Origin of the sequence: Bacillus sp. UNC125MFCrub1.1, from assembly GCF_000701305.1 — a bacterium.
Classification (GTDB): Bacteria; Bacillota; Bacilli; order Bacillales; family Bacillaceae; genus Bacillus; species Bacillus altitudinis.
The window spans coordinates 922,275-937,311 of sequence record NZ_KL370769.1 but is presented as its reverse complement, the minus strand read 5'-3'; the positions used below and the strand labels follow the sequence as shown (position 1 = coordinate 937,311).

Below are 15,037 nucleotides of genomic sequence, written 5' to 3'. Positions count from 1 at the left end.
AATATGATGCTGCTTTCTCGTCGCAGCAAGGTGGAAAAGGAGAAGAATTCATGAAATTTGCAGTTTCTTCGAAAGGGAATTCTGTATCTGACACACTCAAAAATAAAATACAGACCTACTTATTGGATTTTGGAATGGAATTAAATGAAGAGGAACCCGATCTCGTCATTACAGTTGGCGGAGACGGAACCCTTTTATACGCTTTTCACCGGTATAGCAACCGTCTGAACGAAACCGCTTTTGTCGGCGTACATACAGGCCATCTTGGTTTTTATGCGGACTGGGTACCGAGTGAAATAGAAAAGCTTGTGTTAGCCATTGCCAAAACGCCTTATCATATTGTGGAATATCCGATTCTTGAAGTCATTGTCAGGTACAACGATGGCGGCCGGGAAGAAAAATATTTAGCAATGAATGAATGTACGATTAAAAGTATGGAAGGTACACTTGTGGCAGATGTTGAGATTAGGGGTCAGCTTTTTGAAACATTCAGAGGAGATGGTCTTTGTTTGTCTACACCATCTGGCAGTACAGCCTATAATAAGGCACTTGGCGGGGCTATTATTCACCCATCCATTAGGGCGATCCAGCTGGCAGAAATGGCTTCAATCAACAACAGAGTGTTTAGAACGGTCGGTTCGCCGCTCATTTTGCCGGACCACCATACGTGTGTGATCAAACCGATTAATGATGTGGATTTTCAGGTGACGATAGATCATTTGTCGCTGCTGCATAAAGATGTGAAATCCATTCAATGCCGAGTGGCAGACGAGAATGTCCGGTTTGCCCGATTTAGACCATTTCCATTTTGGAAAAGGGTGCAAGATTCCTTTATCGGCAAAGGAGAATAAGAAAGAGGTTGTTCTCGCTGGAATACTTTAAGATAAACAAAACCATATCAGCCAAAGAAGAAGGCAGGCTGTTGAAGGACTACTTAATCGATCTTGGCATTTCAAAACGAATGCTGACAGATATTAAATTTGATGGCGGTGACCTTCTGATTAATGGAGAGCATGTGACCGTGAGATATGAGCTGCGCGAGGGAGACAGGCTCACCATTTTATTTCCCGAGGAAAAAGTGAGTGAAGGGCTAAAACCTGCGGCCATTCCGCTTGATATTTTATTTGAGGACGAGCACGTGCTTGTGCTGAATAAAAAGCCATATATCCCATCGATTCCTTCTCGAGAGCACCCTGAGCATAGTATTGCAAATGGGTTGCTTCACCATTATGCTAAGCAGTCCGTTCGACTGACTGTCCACTTGGTGAACCGTCTTGATCGTGATACTTCTGGTGTCATGTTAGTCGCTAAACATCGCTTTGCACACAGCCTTTTATCAAAGGCGCAGAAAAAAGGGGAAGTCAAGCGAACGTATAGAGCCATGACACACGGCATGATCACGCAAAAGGAAGGAACAATTAGAGCAAAAATTGCTCGAAAAGGGGACAGCATTATTGAACGAATGGTGAATGAATCTGGTCAGGAAGCCGTAACACATTATACGGTGCGGGCGGTACATACTCATTTAGATATGTCTGATGTGTCCCTTATCCTTGAAACGGGAAGAACTCATCAAATTCGTGTTCACATGCAATTCCTTGGTCATCCGCTTGTTGGAGATACGCTATATGGTGGAACAAGCGAGAGAATAGGCAGGCAGGCACTTCATAGTGAAACCCTTGTTTTTCCGCATCCGATAACAGGGGAGTCCATGACCTTTTCGGCTCCTTTGCCGGATGATATGACATTATTGCTTCAGTAAACAAGTAAACCCGGTCACCTGTCATGGTGGACCGGGTTTTTTATTGCGTGAAATGCTGAAATCTTGAATCATCATATGGCATAGATGAAGGAACAGATACTGTCTCAAGCTCTGGATATCTAAGGGCAGAGAGCTTGTGGCCAAAGACACAGCCTGTATCAATGTTAACCGTTCTACCGATAAATCTTGGTTCTTTTACGGGTGTATGCCCGTACACAATCCATGGTTTTCCGTGATATTCCTTTGCCCAGTCCTTCCTGACAGGTCGACCGTCTGGCCATGTTTCTCCGGTGACTGCTCCAAATAATAGATAAGACCTCATCTGTTTGTTCGGTTTTTTGCCAATATCCTTTTCCTTCATCGCTGCGTGTGCAATGATCAGTTCATTCGGAATCAGTACATCATAAAGCGGTGCCTTTTCAAATAAATGTTTAAATTCACGTGATAAAATGGTTTGTTCATCATGCGGCAGGTTTTTGATTTCGTTTACCGTTGTTTCAATGCCATGCAGTAATTTTACGGGATTTCCTTTCAAATAGCGATACAGCTTAAAACAATGGTTGCCAGGCACATAGCGGATGGCGCCCTTAGAATAGGCGTGTATGACAAATTGCATCACGGCAACTGATCGAGGGCCGCGGTCTGTTAAATCACCAACAAGGGCCAGTGTTCTCTTATCAGGGTGGACAGGTAGTCCGTGTTTGAGTTCGTATCCTAGTTTGTGTATGAGGGTAAGCAGCTCTTCGTAGCAGCCGTGGATATCGCCGATGATATCGAATTTCATAAAGGTTCCTCCTGATTTTTTCATCCATTTATCGGATATAAAGAAGTTTGAATTTTAGAAAATATAACGAATGGCTTTCATTTCATTTGGGCAATTGTTAGAATCAATGCTTTAACGTAAAACTTAAAAATTAAACATGAATGTTAGGAGGCTTTAGCCAATGGAGCATACATCTGTTTCATCACTCGTTGTCGTTATTATTGTAGCCTTTTTCACCCCCATTTTATTGCACCGATTTAAGCTGACCATCCCGGTCGTTGTCGCTGAAATCATCATGGGGCTCATCATTGGAAAAAGCGGTCTTCAACTAGTTGTTGAACACGACGCATGGCTAGATACGTTATCCATGCTAGGTTTTATTTTTCTTATGTTTTTAAGTGGACTTGAAATAGATTTTTCTTCTTTTGAATCAAAGAAGAAAGCGCGAGAACTACCAAATGGATTAAAAGAACCGAATACATTTAAAACAGCGACCATTATTTTTGTTGGCGTATTTTGTATGTCCTTTATCCTGTCTTATGCGTTTGTCCTTGCAGGATTTATTCAAAATGCCTTTTTAATGACGCTTATTATTTCCACCATCTCATTGGGTGTGGTAGTTCCTACCTTAAAAGAGGAAAAGTTGATGCAAACGAATATTGGTCAAATCATTTTGCTTGTAGCCGTCATTGCTGATTTGGTGACAATGATTTTACTTGCTGTGTTTTCCTCCATTTATGGCGATGGAACAGGGAACATGTGGTTGCTCTTATTATTATTTGCGGCAGGTATTCTTCTTTATTTATTTGGCCGGGTATTTAAGACAAAGTCCATTTTTCAGTCCATGTCAAAAGGAACGGTGCAAATTGGGACAAGAGCCATCTTTACTCTCATTATAGTCTTAGTTGCCTTATCTGAATCACTCGGTGCTGAAAATATTCTGGGGGCTTTTTTAGCAGGTGTGCTTGTGTCTCTTCTTTCGCCTAATAAAGAACTCGTACAGCAGCTGGACTCATTTGGCTATGGATTTTTAATTCCGATCTTTTTTGTGATGGTCGGTGTGGACCTGAATATATGGTCACTCTTTAAAGATCCAACCATCATGATCATGATTCCGCTACTGTTTATTGCATTATTGCTTAGTAAACTCGTTCCGATTCTTTATTTAAAAAAATGGTATGACATGAAAAAGGTCATTGGTTCTGGTTTTTTATTAACCTCGACGTTATCCCTTGTCATTGCTGCTGCAACGATTGGTGAGCGGCTTGGTGTCATTGATCATAAAATGTCAGGAGCCCTTATTCTAGTCGCTGTGCTCACGAGTGTTTTAACGCCTGTTTGGTTTAAGGCGTTATTTAAACAAGAACGTGAAACCAATCATAAAAAGCGTGTGACGTTTATTGGAGCGAATCAGCTGACGTTACCTGTGACGCTTGATTTACATCAGGATGAATATGACATCCGTATTTTACACGTCTTTCAGGAAAATAAAGAAGCCTTGCTTGCTGACTCCATCTTTGAAGTTGAAGCGATTGAACAATATGACGATGATACGCTCAGGCAGGCTGGCATTGGGCAAGAGGATGTGCTCGTTGTGGCTACAGGCAGTGAAACGAAAAATAAGGAAATTGCTTTATTTGCAAAAGAAGAAGGGTCTAAACAAGTCATTGCAAGTGTTAACAAAGCGGAAGCCGAGCTGACTTTAAAGGAAGCAGGGATCGATACCTTTTCTAATTTCTTATCATCTAAAACGGTGCTGAGGGCATTGATTGAAGCACCTGATGCGATTCGCTTGTTAACAAATGAGGATTCTTCTTTGTATCAAATTCAAATGAACAATCATCGGTATCATAATGTCATGCTGAGGGAATTTCCTTTTACCGGCGATTTGGTGTTTGTCCGTATTTTTAGAGGAATTGACAGCTTAGTACCGCATGGGGATACGACGCTTAGAAGCGGTGACCGCGTGCTTGTGTCTGGCTCCCGGGAGTATGTGGCAGGACTTAGAGCCCAATTAGAGTTGCAATGAACCCTTGACCGATGAACAAATCCTGATTAAGATAGAGGTACAACAATATATGTTTGATCCACTAGGGGAGTCCTTTAAAAGGGCTGAGATAAAAGTGTAGACTTTTAGACCCTCATTACCTGAACAGGTTCATACCTGCGTAGGGAAGTGGTGCGGTGTTTGACTATGCTTTTTACAAATTCCAAACCACTTTCCACGCGGAAAGTGGTTTTTTTATATGGAAAAACAGGAGGAGAGGAACATGACATTTTCGAACGAATGTAAAGAAGCAGCAGCTAGATGGTGGAATGGGAGCTTTACACACCCTTTTGTAAAAGGGATTGGTGATGGCACACTTTCACTCGATCGTTTCACTTATTATGTGATGCAGGATTCGTACTATTTAACTCATTTTGCAAAAGTACAGTCATATGGAGCCGCCATTAGTGAGGACTTACATACGACAGGCAGAATGGCATATCATGCGCAGGGTACGTATGAAGCAGAGCTATCACTGCATAGAAAGTTCACAGAACTGCTCCAGATCTCTGATGAAGCGCTGGCAAACTTTAAACCTTCTCCAACTGCTTATGCATATACCTCGCATATGTACCGATCTGTGAAAAGCGGTCGTTTTGAAGAAATTTTAGCCGCATTATTGCCGTGCTACTGGCTTTATTATGAGGTAGGAGAAAAACTGAAACAAACAACACCTGACCATCCGATTTATCAAGAATGGATTTTGACATATGGTGGGGATTGGTTTAAAGAGCTTGTTTTTGAACAGGTGAACCGTTTTGATGAACTTGCAGAAAAAGCGCCAGAACATGTGCGGGCTAATATGAAAGAAAATTTCGTGATTTCAAGCTATTACGAATACCATTTCTGGGAGATGGCGTATGAAAAAGAAATGTGGCAGACAGCATGCTTAGATGGGGTTGGTGCAAATGGAACTCCACGCAGTGACAAATGATACGCTTCCTGTCAGGGAGCTCATCAAGCAAATAAAAGACATTGCGTCTGAAGTAGACTTTATTCATATTCGTGAACGATCGAAGGCAGCAGGTGAGCTGGTTCACCTCGTGAAACAACTACTAGCAGAAGGTGTTCCGAAAGAAAAGCTGATTATAAATGACCGAGTTGACGTTGCGCTGCTGACCAATATTCACCGGGTTCATCTTCCAGGACACAGCTTTTCGCCAAAGGAATTAAGACAAAAATTTCCTCACCTCCATGCGGGGGTATCGGTTCATTCGATAGAAGAAGCTAAAGCAGCAGAGAAGAACGGGGCAGAGTATGTCATGTTTGGGCATGTGTATGATACCGCATGCAAACCCGGACTTCAGGCGAGAGGCATAAAGATTGTGGAAGACATGACTTCTTCGCTGTCCATTCCAGTCGTTGTCATTGGTGGAATCACACCAGAACGACTGCCAGAATTGATGCATGTTGATTTAAAGGGAATAGCCGTCATGTCGGGGATTTTTGCTCATCCTCAGCCGCGCAAAATGGCGCAAATATTTTCTAAAAAGCGAAAGGAGAATCCTTATGAACAAGCATTATGATGTTGCAATCATTGGTGGTGGAATCATAGGGATGTCGATCGCTTATCACCTTGCAAAAGCAGGAAAGCAGATTGTCTTATTTGAGGCAAATGAGATCGGGAAGCAAACGACGAGTGCGGCTGCTGGCATGCTGGGTGCACATGCTGAAGGAGAAGGTGATGAGGATATTTTCTTTCAAGTAGGCAGACAAAGTCAGGCTTTATATGAAAAATTAACAGTCGACCTTCAGCATGAATCGGGCATTGATATTCGGACATCAGTGGGCGGAATTATGAAGGTGGCTTTTACAGAACAAGAAAAGCGTGCGCTTTGCCGGATGCAGCATTTGCCCACATTTGAATGGCTTGAAGCAAGCAGCGTAAAAGAACGTATGCCTCAAATAGCAGATGACATCGTAGGAGCAGGCTTGATAGCAGATGATGTACATGTCGAGCCATATGCGGTATGCAGGGCTTTTTGGCAGGCGGCTGTTCGGCACGGAGCGGATGTGAAGGAGTTTACCCCTGTTATCGATGTGAAGAGGGGAAAAGAAACATTGACAGTCAGTACAGCTAAAGGCATCTTCACATGTGATCATCTGACTGTAGCAAGTGGTGTATGGTCAGGCCGTTTTTTAGAAGAACTGGGTTTATCACATTCTCTCTATCCCGTAAAAGGAGAATGCGTGTCTGTTTGGAATAACGGTCCAGCGCTTGCACACACCATCTATCATGATCATTGTTATATCGTTCAAAGGGATAGCGGTAAGCTAGTGATTGGTGCAACGATGAAGCCGAATGACTGGCAGGCCATTCCGACACTTGGCGGTATTGAAGCAGTTATTCACAAAGCATCTCAGCTCATGCCTTCTATTCGAGAGATGCCGATTGATCAATGCTGGGCAGGTCTTCGGCCAGCGACAAGCGACCGGCACCCCTATATCGGAAAACATCCAGAAGACGAGCGTATTCTTTTTGCAACGGGACATTACCGAAATGGCATTTTACTTGCGCCAATTACGGGGGAAATCATTCGCGGCTTGATAGTAGGCGAGTCTGTTCACAAGGAATGGCTTCATGCGTTTCGTATTGGGCGAAAGGAGGCATTGTTCGTATGAAAATTCAATTGAATGGAAGAATGGTTGATTTCGATAAGGAAAATGGCACGATTTTTGATCTGCTGTCAGCCTATCAACTTGAAAACCGAGTGGTGATCGTTGAAAAAAATCAAGAAATTATAGATAAAGAAGCCTTTCAACAGGTAAAAATTCAACCAAATGACACGATTGAAATCGTTCACTTTGTAGGAGGAGGATGACACCATGCTGCGCATTGGCGGAAAAACATTTACATCAAGACTATTACTAGGGACAGGAAAGTATCCATCATTTGAAGTTCAAAAAGAGGCGGTCAACGTATCAGAAGCTGAAATTTTGACCTTTGCTGTGCGAAGAATGGACATATTTGAACCATCACAGCCCAATTTTTTAGAGCAGCTCGATTTATCAGCCTATACATTGCTGCCAAATACTGCCGGGGCAAGTACAGCGGAAGAAGCGGTGCGGATTGCCCGTTTAGCGAAAGCTTCTGGACTGTGTGACATGATCAAAGTAGAAGTCATTGGCTGCTCAAGGTCTCTTCTGCCAGATCCAGTCGAAACGTTAAAAGCATCTGAAATGCTATTAGAAGAAGGTTTTATCGTGCTGCCATATACGTCAGATGATGTGGTGCTGGCAAGGAAATTAGAAGAACTTGGTGTCCATGCCATTATGCCAGGTGCTTCTCCAATCGGTTCAGGTCAAGGGCTTTTAAACCCTCTGAATCTATCGTTTATTATCGAACAGGCAAAGGTGCCAGTTATTATTGATGCGGGTGTAGGTTCGCCGAAGGATGCTGCTTATGCGATGGAATTGGGCGCTGATGCTGTATTACTGAATACAGCCGTGTCTGGCGCAAAGGACCCTGTGAAAATGGCCAAAGCGATGAAGCTGGCGATTGAATCTGGAAGACTCGGTTTCGAGGCAGGCCGTATTCCACTCAAAAACTATGGAACAGCCAGCAGTCCGCAGGAAGGAATGCCAGCATTTTGAGCACACGTTATTCACGCCAAGAGCTTTTTAGGCCGATTGGAACAGAAGGACAAAAACGGCTACACGCCTCAAAGGCCGTCATTATTGGGGCTGGGGCACTTGGAACAGCGAGTGCTGAAATGCTCGTCCGTGCCGGCGTAGGATCTGTCACCATTTTGGATAGAGATTATATTGAATGGAGCAACCTGCAGCGTCAGCAGCTATACACAGAACAAGATGTTCTTGATCGGCTGCCAAAGGCTGTGGCTGCTGAGAAAAGACTCAAGCAGGTAAACAGTGACGTTCACGTGAGAGGCATCGTCATTGACGTGACCGCTCAAAATATTGATGAGTACGTCAGCGGGGCATCCATCATCGTGGATGCAGCGGATAATTTTGAGGTGAGAATGATTGCGAACGATGCGGCCGTCAAACATCAAATTCCGTTCCTTTATGGGGCCTGTGTAGCAAGCTATGGTATTCAATTCACAGTGATTCCTGGTGAAACACCATGTTTACACTGCCTGCTTGAGCATTTACCTGCACAAGGCATGACATGTGATACATCAGGAATTATTAGTCCAGTTGTGCAGCAGGTTGCGGCCTATCAAGTGGCGGATGCACTGAAGCTTTTAACAGGACACCAAATCACGCCGGTATTAAGATCGTTTGATTTATGGACAAACGAGCGATCTGATATTCGATCCGTTACGTCTTTAAAAAAGAAAAAATGTCCAAGCTGCGGTCTTAAGACATATCCATTTCTCTCATATGATCAAAGAGCAAAAGCAGATGTATTATGTGGACGAAATACTGTACAAATTCGCAGTGCACTAGGGGCACCCCCTGCGCTGCATGAAGTAGCCAGTCAGCTAAAGAAAGCAGGAATGGATGTGCTGGAAAATCCTTATTTGCTTTCGTGTCAGAAGGATGAGTACAAGCTTGTTTTATTCAAAGATGGCAGAGCGCTTGTACATGGGACAAATGATATTGCGAAAGCGAGAACGATTTATCATCAATGGATTGGCTAATGAGAGGGTGAGATGACATGACGATTAAGAAAGCATTAACCATCGCAGGTACTGATTCTGGTGGTGGAGCAGGTATTCAAGCAGACTTGAAAACCTTTCAGGAGCTTGGTGTGTACGGAATGTCCGCCATTACGGCCATTACCGCTCAAAACACACTTGGCGTTCACGGTATTTATCCTCTGTCTATCGAGGCACTCAAAAGTCAAATCGATGCAGTAGCAGAAGACTTGTTGCCAGATGCCGCTAAAACAGGGATGCTGTGGAGTGCCGACATGATCAGTGTCGTTGCTGAAAAGACGAAGCAATATGACTTGAAACTAATTGTCGATCCAGTCATGATTGCTAAAGGCGGCGCTTCTTTATTAAATGAAGATGCGGTCTCTGCTATGAAAACACAGTTACTACCTGTCAGTTATGCAGTCACACCGAATCTCCCTGAGGCAGAAGTGCTGACAGGCATGCGCATTCAGACAAAAGACGATCGCCATAGAGCAGCAGAACGACTTTATGAGCTTGGCACGTCCTATGTTGTGATCAAAGGAGGTCATAGTCCTTCAGACGGCCTCATTACAGACCTTTTGTACGATGGAAAAAGCTTTTTTGAACTCACGAACGAACATATTGATACACCACATACACACGGAACAGGCTGTACATTTGCAGCGGCATTAACGGCAGAAATAGCAAAAGGTCGTTCCATGAAGGAAGCCTTTGAAACGGCAGAAACCTTTGTCCATGAGGCGATCAAATTTCCTCTGAATATTGGCGCTGGGCACGGACCGACTAACCACTTTGCTTATCAGCAAAACAGAGTCAAAGCATAAAAAGAAGACTGTCTTCACTTGTGAGGACGGTCTTTTTTCTGAAATAAAAACTTTCTTTCAACGGAAATTGTCAATATCTCATGATTTGTGATAAGATTATGATCAGGTACTAATACTATGTCTTGAAAAAATAGGAGGCTTTAATACATATGAACTTTTCTTTAGAAGGCCGTAATATTGTGGTGATGGGTGTTGCCAATAAACGAAGCATCGCTTGGGGGATTGCTCGTTCACTTCACGAAGCAGGAGCTCGTTTGATTTTTACTTATGTTGGAGATCGTCTTGCAGAATCAGTAAAAGAACTAGCAAGCACGCTAGAGCGTGATGATTCCATTATTCTTCCTTGTGATGTGACAAGTGATGAAGAAATCGAAAAATGTTTTGCAACGATTAAAGAAAAAGTACAAGTCATCCATGGTGTTGCACATGCGATTGCATTTGCGAACAAAGAAGAGCTTGTCGGTGAATATTTGAACACGAATCGTGAAGGTTTCCTTTTAGCGCACAACATTAGTGCCTATTCACTAACAGCTGTAGCAAAAGCAGCACGTCCGCTCATGTCAGAAGGCGGAAGCATTGTCACACTTACTTACCTAGGCGGAGAGCGCGTTGTCTCTAACTACAATGTCATGGGTGTAGCAAAAGCAGCCCTTGAAGCAAGTGTGAAATACTTAGCAGCTGATCTTGGAGCGGAAGGCATCCGTGTGAACAGCATTTCTGCTGGTCCAATTCGTACGTTATCTGCAAAAGGAATCAGCGGCTTTAATACGATCCTGAAGGATATTGAAGAGCGTGCACCGCTTCGCCGTACAACGACTCCTGAAGAAGTTGGCGATACAGCACTATTCTTATTCAGTGATTTATCCCGCGGCATGACGGGTGAGAATCTTCATGTTGATTCTGGCTTCCATATCATTGCCCGCTAAACGAATAATTGATTTGCAGCATACCAATCACTGGTATGCTGTTTTTTATTTTTCTTCTGATTTGGGGTGTCCTCTCATATATATAAGGAATGAATCATTCGGGAGGGATCAGTATGTCAAATAAAGGTGATGAGAATCAAAAGCCACTTATGTATATTGTTCAGCCGAGCTATGATGAATCAGCGCCGGCCATGCAAAATATTGTGAGAAAGCGCAAGAAGTCAGAAAAACCTTCAGAAACCAAAAAAAGCGCCAAAGAGCATGCAATCGAAGAGAGCGTGCAAGAACCTGTATCACAGGAAGTAAAGCAGAAAAAAGAAGAGCCGCCTGCGCTACAGCAAGAGCGGGAGATCAATCAAGAAAAAGATAATTCACAAAATCGAGAGCCAGTACAAGAACAAGAAAAACAGCCAGAAGGCGTATTTCATGAAACAAAAGAAGAACCAAGAAGAAAACGAGTGAAGAAGCCGTTAAGCCAAATGAATATTGAGGAGAAAGTCGATTTTCTTACAAGTCTGCCGCATAATATGCCGAGAGCGCTTTGCCTCATTGAAGCCGATGGAAAAACATATAGAGGAATCATCATGGAGAGACAAGACAATATGGTCGTCATCCGCACGGCAGGCGGCGGTAATCCAGTGGAATTAGCAATTGGTGATATTTCTTCTATTCATCCACTTGGTTTTTAATGAACATAAAAAAAGTCCCATAACGGGACTTTTTTTGTTAGCAGCTACGGTTGATGAGTCTTGGATTTAAGCACTCGATTGCGCAGAAGCAGTCAAGGTCTACTTCAATGCAATATTTTGATTTTTCTAAACGGAACACATCACATACGGAATCTTTATCTGTAAAATCTAAAATATGACGATCTTTGTCAAATGCAATAAGCAAGCTGAGTGTTGCGCAGTGATCAGAGATGTGTTCGACTCTGAAAAATGCAGTGCTGAAGCAAGGGCCAGCATCTACTTCTCCGACGTTTCCGAATGCGACGAATGGTTTTGATTTTGAGGTAAATAGAACAAACGGGACAGTGTCACCTAATGAATGTGATGGAGAAAGGAGATTGCTGTAACAGCTGGTCGGGCAATCCTCTTCGACGGCATTTTGTAAGTCGTTTATGTTTTCAACAGCCTCTGCTACACAGTTCCATGAATGTTTGCGGCTCATATTCAACCCTCCTATACAAGGAAATTTGTTTGAGTGTTTGAGCACTGTCATCATCATCTATAAGCTTTATTACGTGTCTCGCCGGTTGATGCATCTAATGTCAATCAATGCGGAAGCGGCCGCCTTTTGCTGACTGCTCCGCATGATTGGTTGTCATTCGTGAGGAAGGGGATGCTTTGACTCATGACAAGTTAGATGAGCGGGCGATTGGTTTAGCCGTGGTGATGATGCTTTTTATCTTTTGTTGGCATGACTCTGTCGACAAGTTCTGGATTTAAACATTGGATCGCGCAGAAACAGTTCAAATCAACTTCGATACAAAAGTCCGTTTTTTCTAAACCAAAGAAGTCAGGATCGCAAGGGTGACAAACGCTTAGCGTATGTCCGTGTACATCAACAGGTCTTAACACAGATAATGTGGCACAGCAGTCATGCAATTTTTCAACCCGGAAGAAAATGGATTCGAAGCATTGGCAATCGTCAACAAATCCTCCAATGTTTCCGAAAGTAGAGAACAATCCGCCCTTTTTATCAAAAAGTAAAAACGGAATCGTATCTTTTCCAGAAACTGTCGGGCTTAATAAATTACTGTAGCAGCTCGTAGGACATTTATCTTCTACAGCTTCCTGCTCTGCTAAAATCTTATCAACCGCATCGCATACACAGTTTTCATCATGTCGGCCATGGTGTTTTCCGCAGCTCATGGATTTCAGCTCCTTTAACAAGGTATTTGACTTTAGTCCTTAACAACATATGTATGCGCCCTCTAGTTGGTGTGGGTAAATGACTATTTATCTTTGTTGTATTTTTAGAAAAAGGAAAAGCAGAGCTTTTCGCTCTGCTTTTGTACATTAGAGGATACCAATTGCAACGATCGTCGCAACAAGTGTCTGTGTAAGCGTTTGGATGGCAATAGAGATGTCCGCATCGATTGTAGAGACTGTAACGTTTCTAGAGTTTTCGATGACAAGTTTCTGGCGATTTGTTTGTTTGTGGCTAGCTGCTTGCAATAGATCTTGCGTGACGCGGTCAGCTAGGTCACCATCAGCGATTGAGATGTTTGTAATGGTGATGATCGCTGTTTGAACAGCTGCTTGGATAGATGCTGCAACCTGTGCATCAACAGAAGAGACGTTAATGTCACAAGAATCTCTAACGATAATGACTTCCTCAGATGTCTGCTTTGTGACACTCACTTGATCAAAGTCTTGTAAAACATCTTCATCATCATAATAGTGGCCGTCACAAACTGCTTTTCTTTCGTAGTTATGATGGTAATCGCCGTGGTGTGTACAGTTGCGATCTAGAGCGACCCAAGAGTATGGTTTAGAATCCATTTCTTTTCCTCCTTCCGTTTACTTTATTAAATGCTGGAATGATTGGTTTTGTCTCGGGCATTTATCCTAGCAGGCAACCCATTTTTATTTAATCGTTATTTTGCTGCGCTTGACGGCGCTGCTGGATACGTTCTCGAAGTGAATTTCGTTTAGGGCGCACTTGTGGTTCAGGCTCGACCTCTTCTGCATGTTTTGCTGCCTCTGCCTGACGCTTTTTCTCTTGCTGCTGCTGTACGAAATCATCTGCTTTCTTTTGTAAATCCTGAACCAGCTTCAAAATCATTCTTCTTTGATCTTCTGAAAGGTTTGCTTTCTGATCATCTGTGACATTATTTTTGTTTAAAATATCACTCACAAGAAGGCTTGTTAATGGATCAACATCAGTGTTGATTTGAAACTCCTTTTTTTCGTTCTCTTCAGCCACGATTATTTCACCTCTTTCATACGTGATGTTAGAAAAAGAAAGGGTCAAAGAATGCCGGCTTCAACTAAAAGTACATTCAGTGTTTGAGTGAGAATTTGGACGGAGTTCATAATGGATGCATCAGATAATGTAATCGTGACGTTATAACAATTGATGATTTGAATCACTGTTTTCTTTTGAACTGTCACTTGTTGTGCAGCTAAAAGCTGTTCTGTGATGTCTGCAGCCAATTCATCATCTGGTACAAGAATTTGAATTAAAAGAGTAATGATTGTCGTTACGGTCGCTTGAAGGGAGAGTGCGGCTGTTACATCTGTTTTATGAATCGTGACATTTTCGGAATCCTTGATCTCGATGAAATCATCATAATTGCTGATTAATTCGTTTAACAGTTGTGTGTATAATAAATCAGCACTTTCTTCAATAGACAATACTTTCACTCCTTTCTTATCTATACATTATTTAATGCAGCAGAGGCTCAAGGTGGAATCGGAAAGCATGAAAAAGTACAACCCAATTTTATTTGCACTCGATTCATCATGGTGGTCTTTCTTTTTGCATATATAAAGAAAGGACGGAAAAAGAAGAATGAAGGAGGTGGAGGTTCCATGAGCGGCGCTTTGTCATTTGCTATATTTGCCCTCGCATCCTTTAGGCTGACGAGATTGATCGTGTTTGATACGATTACAGCCCCCTTTCGCCGTCTATTTCATGAAGAGCAAGAAGAGGTGAACGAACAAGGCGAAGTCGAGACCTATATCGTCATTAAGGGGAAGGGACTGCGATCTTGGATAGGAGAGCTGTTAAGCTGTTATTGGTGTACGGGTATATGGTGCACTGCTGCTTTACTTGCGATATACATATTTTTTCCTGTCATCAGCATGTGGCTTAATTTACTATTAGCGATTGCCGCCGCAGCAGGCTTGATTGAAGCAGTCGTGTCGAAGCTTGTGAAATAAACAGGCATTCTGATCAGACACGCTTAAAGAAAATGCATATACTAACATGGAATAGGAAAGGAAGGGTTGCGATGAAACAAACTGAAACACCGTCACATATGCTTCAAGGGTATCCAGCGCAGTCAAATCAACAATCTGTATATACGAAGAAAATCAAGAAGACTGGCTGCGGCTGCGGGAAGAAAAAGAAACCTCAATAGGGAAAAACAAAAGCCGGATTT

Annotated in this window: 20 protein-coding genes and 1 riboswitch; of the genes, 14 read left to right on the top strand and 6 right to left on the bottom strand. The window is 42.8% G+C overall.

Annotated features, from left to right (window positions below):
• The first annotated feature begins 50 nt into the window (after nt 1-50).
• Both N521_RS17570 and N521_RS17565 read left to right on the top strand, forming a co-directional pair.
• Nucleotides 51-851, top strand: coding sequence for an NAD kinase (locus N521_RS17570; RefSeq protein ID WP_008355343.1), 801 nt, complete (start codon nt 51-53; stop codon nt 849-851).
• A gap of 17 nt (nt 852-868) precedes the next feature.
• On the top strand, nt 869-1,762 hold the full coding sequence (locus tag N521_RS17565) for an RluA family pseudouridine synthase (protein WP_035392659.1): 894 nt from the start codon (nt 869-871) through the stop codon (nt 1,760-1,762).
• Between the two features lie 40 nt (nt 1,763-1,802).
• Here N521_RS17565 and prpE read toward each other — a convergent pair whose 3' ends face one another.
• Nucleotides 1,803-2,546: a bis(5'-nucleosyl)-tetraphosphatase PrpE gene (gene prpE, locus N521_RS17560; RefSeq protein ID WP_017359667.1), complete on the bottom strand. Its 744-nt coding sequence runs from the start codon at nt 2,544-2,546 to the stop codon at nt 1,803-1,805.
• A gap of 160 nt (nt 2,547-2,706) precedes the next feature.
• Between prpE and N521_RS17555 the strand changes: the two genes are divergently transcribed.
• The 10 genes from N521_RS17555 to N521_RS17510 all read left to right on the top strand — a co-directional run bounded on the left by N521_RS17555 (nt 2,707) and on the right by N521_RS17510 (nt 11,615).
• A complete protein-coding gene (locus N521_RS17555) occupies nt 2,707-4,554 on the top strand; it encodes a monovalent cation:proton antiporter family protein (protein ID WP_007498989.1) in 1,848 nt (615 codons plus the stop codon).
• Between the two features lie 53 nt (nt 4,555-4,607).
• A riboswitch (TPP riboswitch) is annotated at nt 4,608-4,717 on the top strand.
• Nucleotides 4,718-4,795: 78 nt separating this feature from the next.
• On the top strand, nt 4,796-5,506 hold the full coding sequence (gene tenA, locus N521_RS17550; RefSeq protein WP_035392416.1) for a thiaminase II: 711 nt from the start codon (nt 4,796-4,798) through the stop codon (nt 5,504-5,506).
• Nucleotides 5,481-6,098 carry a thiazole tautomerase TenI gene (gene tenI, locus N521_RS17545; RefSeq protein ID WP_035392414.1) on the top strand — a complete coding sequence of 206 codons (618 nt, stop codon included), beginning with the start codon at nt 5,481-5,483 and terminating at the stop codon, nt 6,096-6,098. Before tenA ends, tenI begins: the two co-directional genes overlap by 26 nt.
• Complete coding sequence (gene thiO, locus N521_RS17540; protein WP_035392410.1) at nt 6,082-7,194, top strand: glycine oxidase ThiO; 1,113 nt, start codon at nt 6,082-6,084, stop codon at nt 7,192-7,194. Before tenI ends, thiO begins: the two co-directional genes overlap by 17 nt.
• Entirely contained in the window at nt 7,191-7,394 is a 204-nt protein-coding gene (gene thiS / locus N521_RS17535) for a sulfur carrier protein ThiS (protein WP_017367025.1), read from the top strand. Before thiO ends, thiS begins: the two co-directional genes overlap by 4 nt.
• Before the next feature lie 4 nt (nt 7,395-7,398).
• Nucleotides 7,399-8,166: a thiazole synthase gene (locus tag N521_RS17530; protein ID WP_035392407.1), complete on the top strand. Its 768-nt coding sequence runs from the start codon at nt 7,399-7,401 to the stop codon at nt 8,164-8,166.
• Nucleotides 8,163-9,176 carry a thiazole biosynthesis adenylyltransferase ThiF gene (locus N521_RS17525; protein ID WP_035392405.1) on the top strand — a complete coding sequence of 338 codons (1,014 nt, stop codon included), beginning with the start codon at nt 8,163-8,165 and terminating at the stop codon, nt 9,174-9,176. The genes N521_RS17530 and N521_RS17525 overlap by 4 nt, the downstream gene beginning before the upstream one ends.
• Before the next feature lie 17 nt (nt 9,177-9,193).
• Entirely contained in the window at nt 9,194-10,000 is an 807-nt protein-coding gene (gene thiD, locus N521_RS17520; RefSeq protein WP_035392402.1) for a bifunctional hydroxymethylpyrimidine kinase/phosphomethylpyrimidine kinase, read from the top strand.
• 149 nt (nt 10,001-10,149) lie between these two features.
• Entirely contained in the window at nt 10,150-10,926 is a 777-nt protein-coding gene (gene fabI, locus N521_RS17515; protein WP_035392399.1) for an enoyl-ACP reductase FabI, read from the top strand.
• Nucleotides 10,927-11,039: 113 nt separating this feature from the next.
• The gene (locus N521_RS17510; RefSeq protein WP_035392397.1) at nt 11,040-11,615 is read left to right on the top strand and encodes a CotO family spore coat protein; all 576 of its coding nucleotides are present in this window, start codon (nt 11,040-11,042) and stop codon (nt 11,613-11,615) included.
• A gap of 37 nt (nt 11,616-11,652) precedes the next feature.
• On the opposite strand, the gene N521_RS17505 is transcribed toward N521_RS17510, so the two are convergent.
• The 5 genes from N521_RS17505 to N521_RS17485 all read right to left on the bottom strand — a co-directional run bounded on the left by N521_RS17505 (nt 11,653) and on the right by N521_RS17485 (nt 14,288).
• Entirely contained in the window at nt 11,653-12,096 is a 444-nt protein-coding gene (locus N521_RS17505; RefSeq protein ID WP_008348434.1) for a CotY/CotZ family spore coat protein, read from the bottom strand.
• A gap of 212 nt (nt 12,097-12,308) precedes the next feature.
• Nucleotides 12,309-12,800 carry a CotY/CotZ family spore coat protein gene (locus tag N521_RS17500; protein ID WP_017367028.1) on the bottom strand — a complete coding sequence of 164 codons (492 nt, stop codon included), beginning with the start codon at nt 12,798-12,800 and terminating at the stop codon, nt 12,309-12,311.
• Between the two features lie 147 nt (nt 12,801-12,947).
• Nucleotides 12,948-13,433, bottom strand: a complete 486-nt coding sequence (locus N521_RS17495) for a spore coat protein (RefSeq protein ID WP_008348431.1) — start codon at nt 13,431-13,433, stop codon at nt 12,948-12,950.
• A gap of 88 nt (nt 13,434-13,521) precedes the next feature.
• On the bottom strand, nt 13,522-13,857 hold the full coding sequence (locus N521_RS17490) for a hypothetical protein (protein WP_035392394.1): 336 nt from the start codon (nt 13,855-13,857) through the stop codon (nt 13,522-13,524).
• A 44-nt stretch (nt 13,858-13,901) separates the two neighbouring features.
• Nucleotides 13,902-14,288 carry a spore coat protein gene (locus N521_RS17485; RefSeq protein ID WP_007498962.1) on the bottom strand — a complete coding sequence of 129 codons (387 nt, stop codon included), beginning with the start codon at nt 14,286-14,288 and terminating at the stop codon, nt 13,902-13,904.
• A 177-nt stretch (nt 14,289-14,465) separates the two neighbouring features.
• Here N521_RS17485 and N521_RS17480 point away from each other — a divergent pair, with 177 nt between their 5' ends.
• Together N521_RS17480 and N521_RS19935 are read left to right on the top strand one after the other, a co-directional pair.
• The gene (locus N521_RS17480) at nt 14,466-14,816 is read left to right on the top strand and encodes a DUF1360 domain-containing protein (RefSeq protein ID WP_008348424.1); all 351 of its coding nucleotides are present in this window, start codon (nt 14,466-14,468) and stop codon (nt 14,814-14,816) included.
• A 71-nt stretch (nt 14,817-14,887) separates the two neighbouring features.
• Nucleotides 14,888-15,016 carry a hypothetical protein gene (locus N521_RS19935; RefSeq protein WP_265786067.1) on the top strand — a complete coding sequence of 43 codons (129 nt, stop codon included), beginning with the start codon at nt 14,888-14,890 and terminating at the stop codon, nt 15,014-15,016.
• Nucleotides 15,017-15,037 lie beyond the last annotated feature (21 nt).

Bases quoted from the DNA above. Each gene is read 5' to 3' on its own strand.
- N521_RS17570 (WP_008355343.1), top strand. From the start codon at position 51: ATGAAATTTGCAGTTTCTTCGAAAGGGAATTCTGTATCTGACACACTC.
- prpE (WP_017359667.1), bottom strand. From the start codon at position 2,546: ATGAAATTCGATATCATCGGCGATATCCACGGCTGCTACGAAGAGCTG.
- N521_RS17555 (WP_007498989.1), top strand. From the start codon at position 2,707: ATGGAGCATACATCTGTTTCATCACTCGTTGTCGTTATTATTGTAGCC.
- tenA (WP_035392416.1), top strand. From the start codon at position 4,796: ATGACATTTTCGAACGAATGTAAAGAAGCAGCAGCTAGATGGTGGAAT.
- tenI (WP_035392414.1), top strand. From the start codon at position 5,481: ATGGAACTCCACGCAGTGACAAATGATACGCTTCCTGTCAGGGAGCTC.
- thiO (WP_035392410.1), top strand. From the start codon at position 6,082: ATGAACAAGCATTATGATGTTGCAATCATTGGTGGTGGAATCATAGGG.
- thiS (WP_017367025.1), top strand. From the start codon at position 7,191: ATGAAAATTCAATTGAATGGAAGAATGGTTGATTTCGATAAGGAAAAT.
- N521_RS17530 (WP_035392407.1), top strand. From the start codon at position 7,399: ATGCTGCGCATTGGCGGAAAAACATTTACATCAAGACTATTACTAGGG.
- thiD (WP_035392402.1), top strand. From the start codon at position 9,194: ATGACGATTAAGAAAGCATTAACCATCGCAGGTACTGATTCTGGTGGT.
- fabI (WP_035392399.1), top strand. From the start codon at position 10,150: ATGAACTTTTCTTTAGAAGGCCGTAATATTGTGGTGATGGGTGTTGCC.
- N521_RS17510 (WP_035392397.1), top strand. From the start codon at position 11,040: ATGTCAAATAAAGGTGATGAGAATCAAAAGCCACTTATGTATATTGTT.
- N521_RS17505 (WP_008348434.1), bottom strand. From the start codon at position 12,096: ATGAGCCGCAAACATTCATGGAACTGTGTAGCAGAGGCTGTTGAAAAC.
- N521_RS17500 (WP_017367028.1), bottom strand. From the start codon at position 12,800: ATGAGCTGCGGAAAACACCATGGCCGACATGATGAAAACTGTGTATGC.
- N521_RS17495 (WP_008348431.1), bottom strand. From the start codon at position 13,433: ATGGATTCTAAACCATACTCTTGGGTCGCTCTAGATCGCAACTGTACA.
- N521_RS17480 (WP_008348424.1), top strand. From the start codon at position 14,466: ATGAGCGGCGCTTTGTCATTTGCTATATTTGCCCTCGCATCCTTTAGG.
- N521_RS19935 (WP_265786067.1), top strand. From the start codon at position 14,888: ATGAAACAAACTGAAACACCGTCACATATGCTTCAAGGGTATCCAGCG.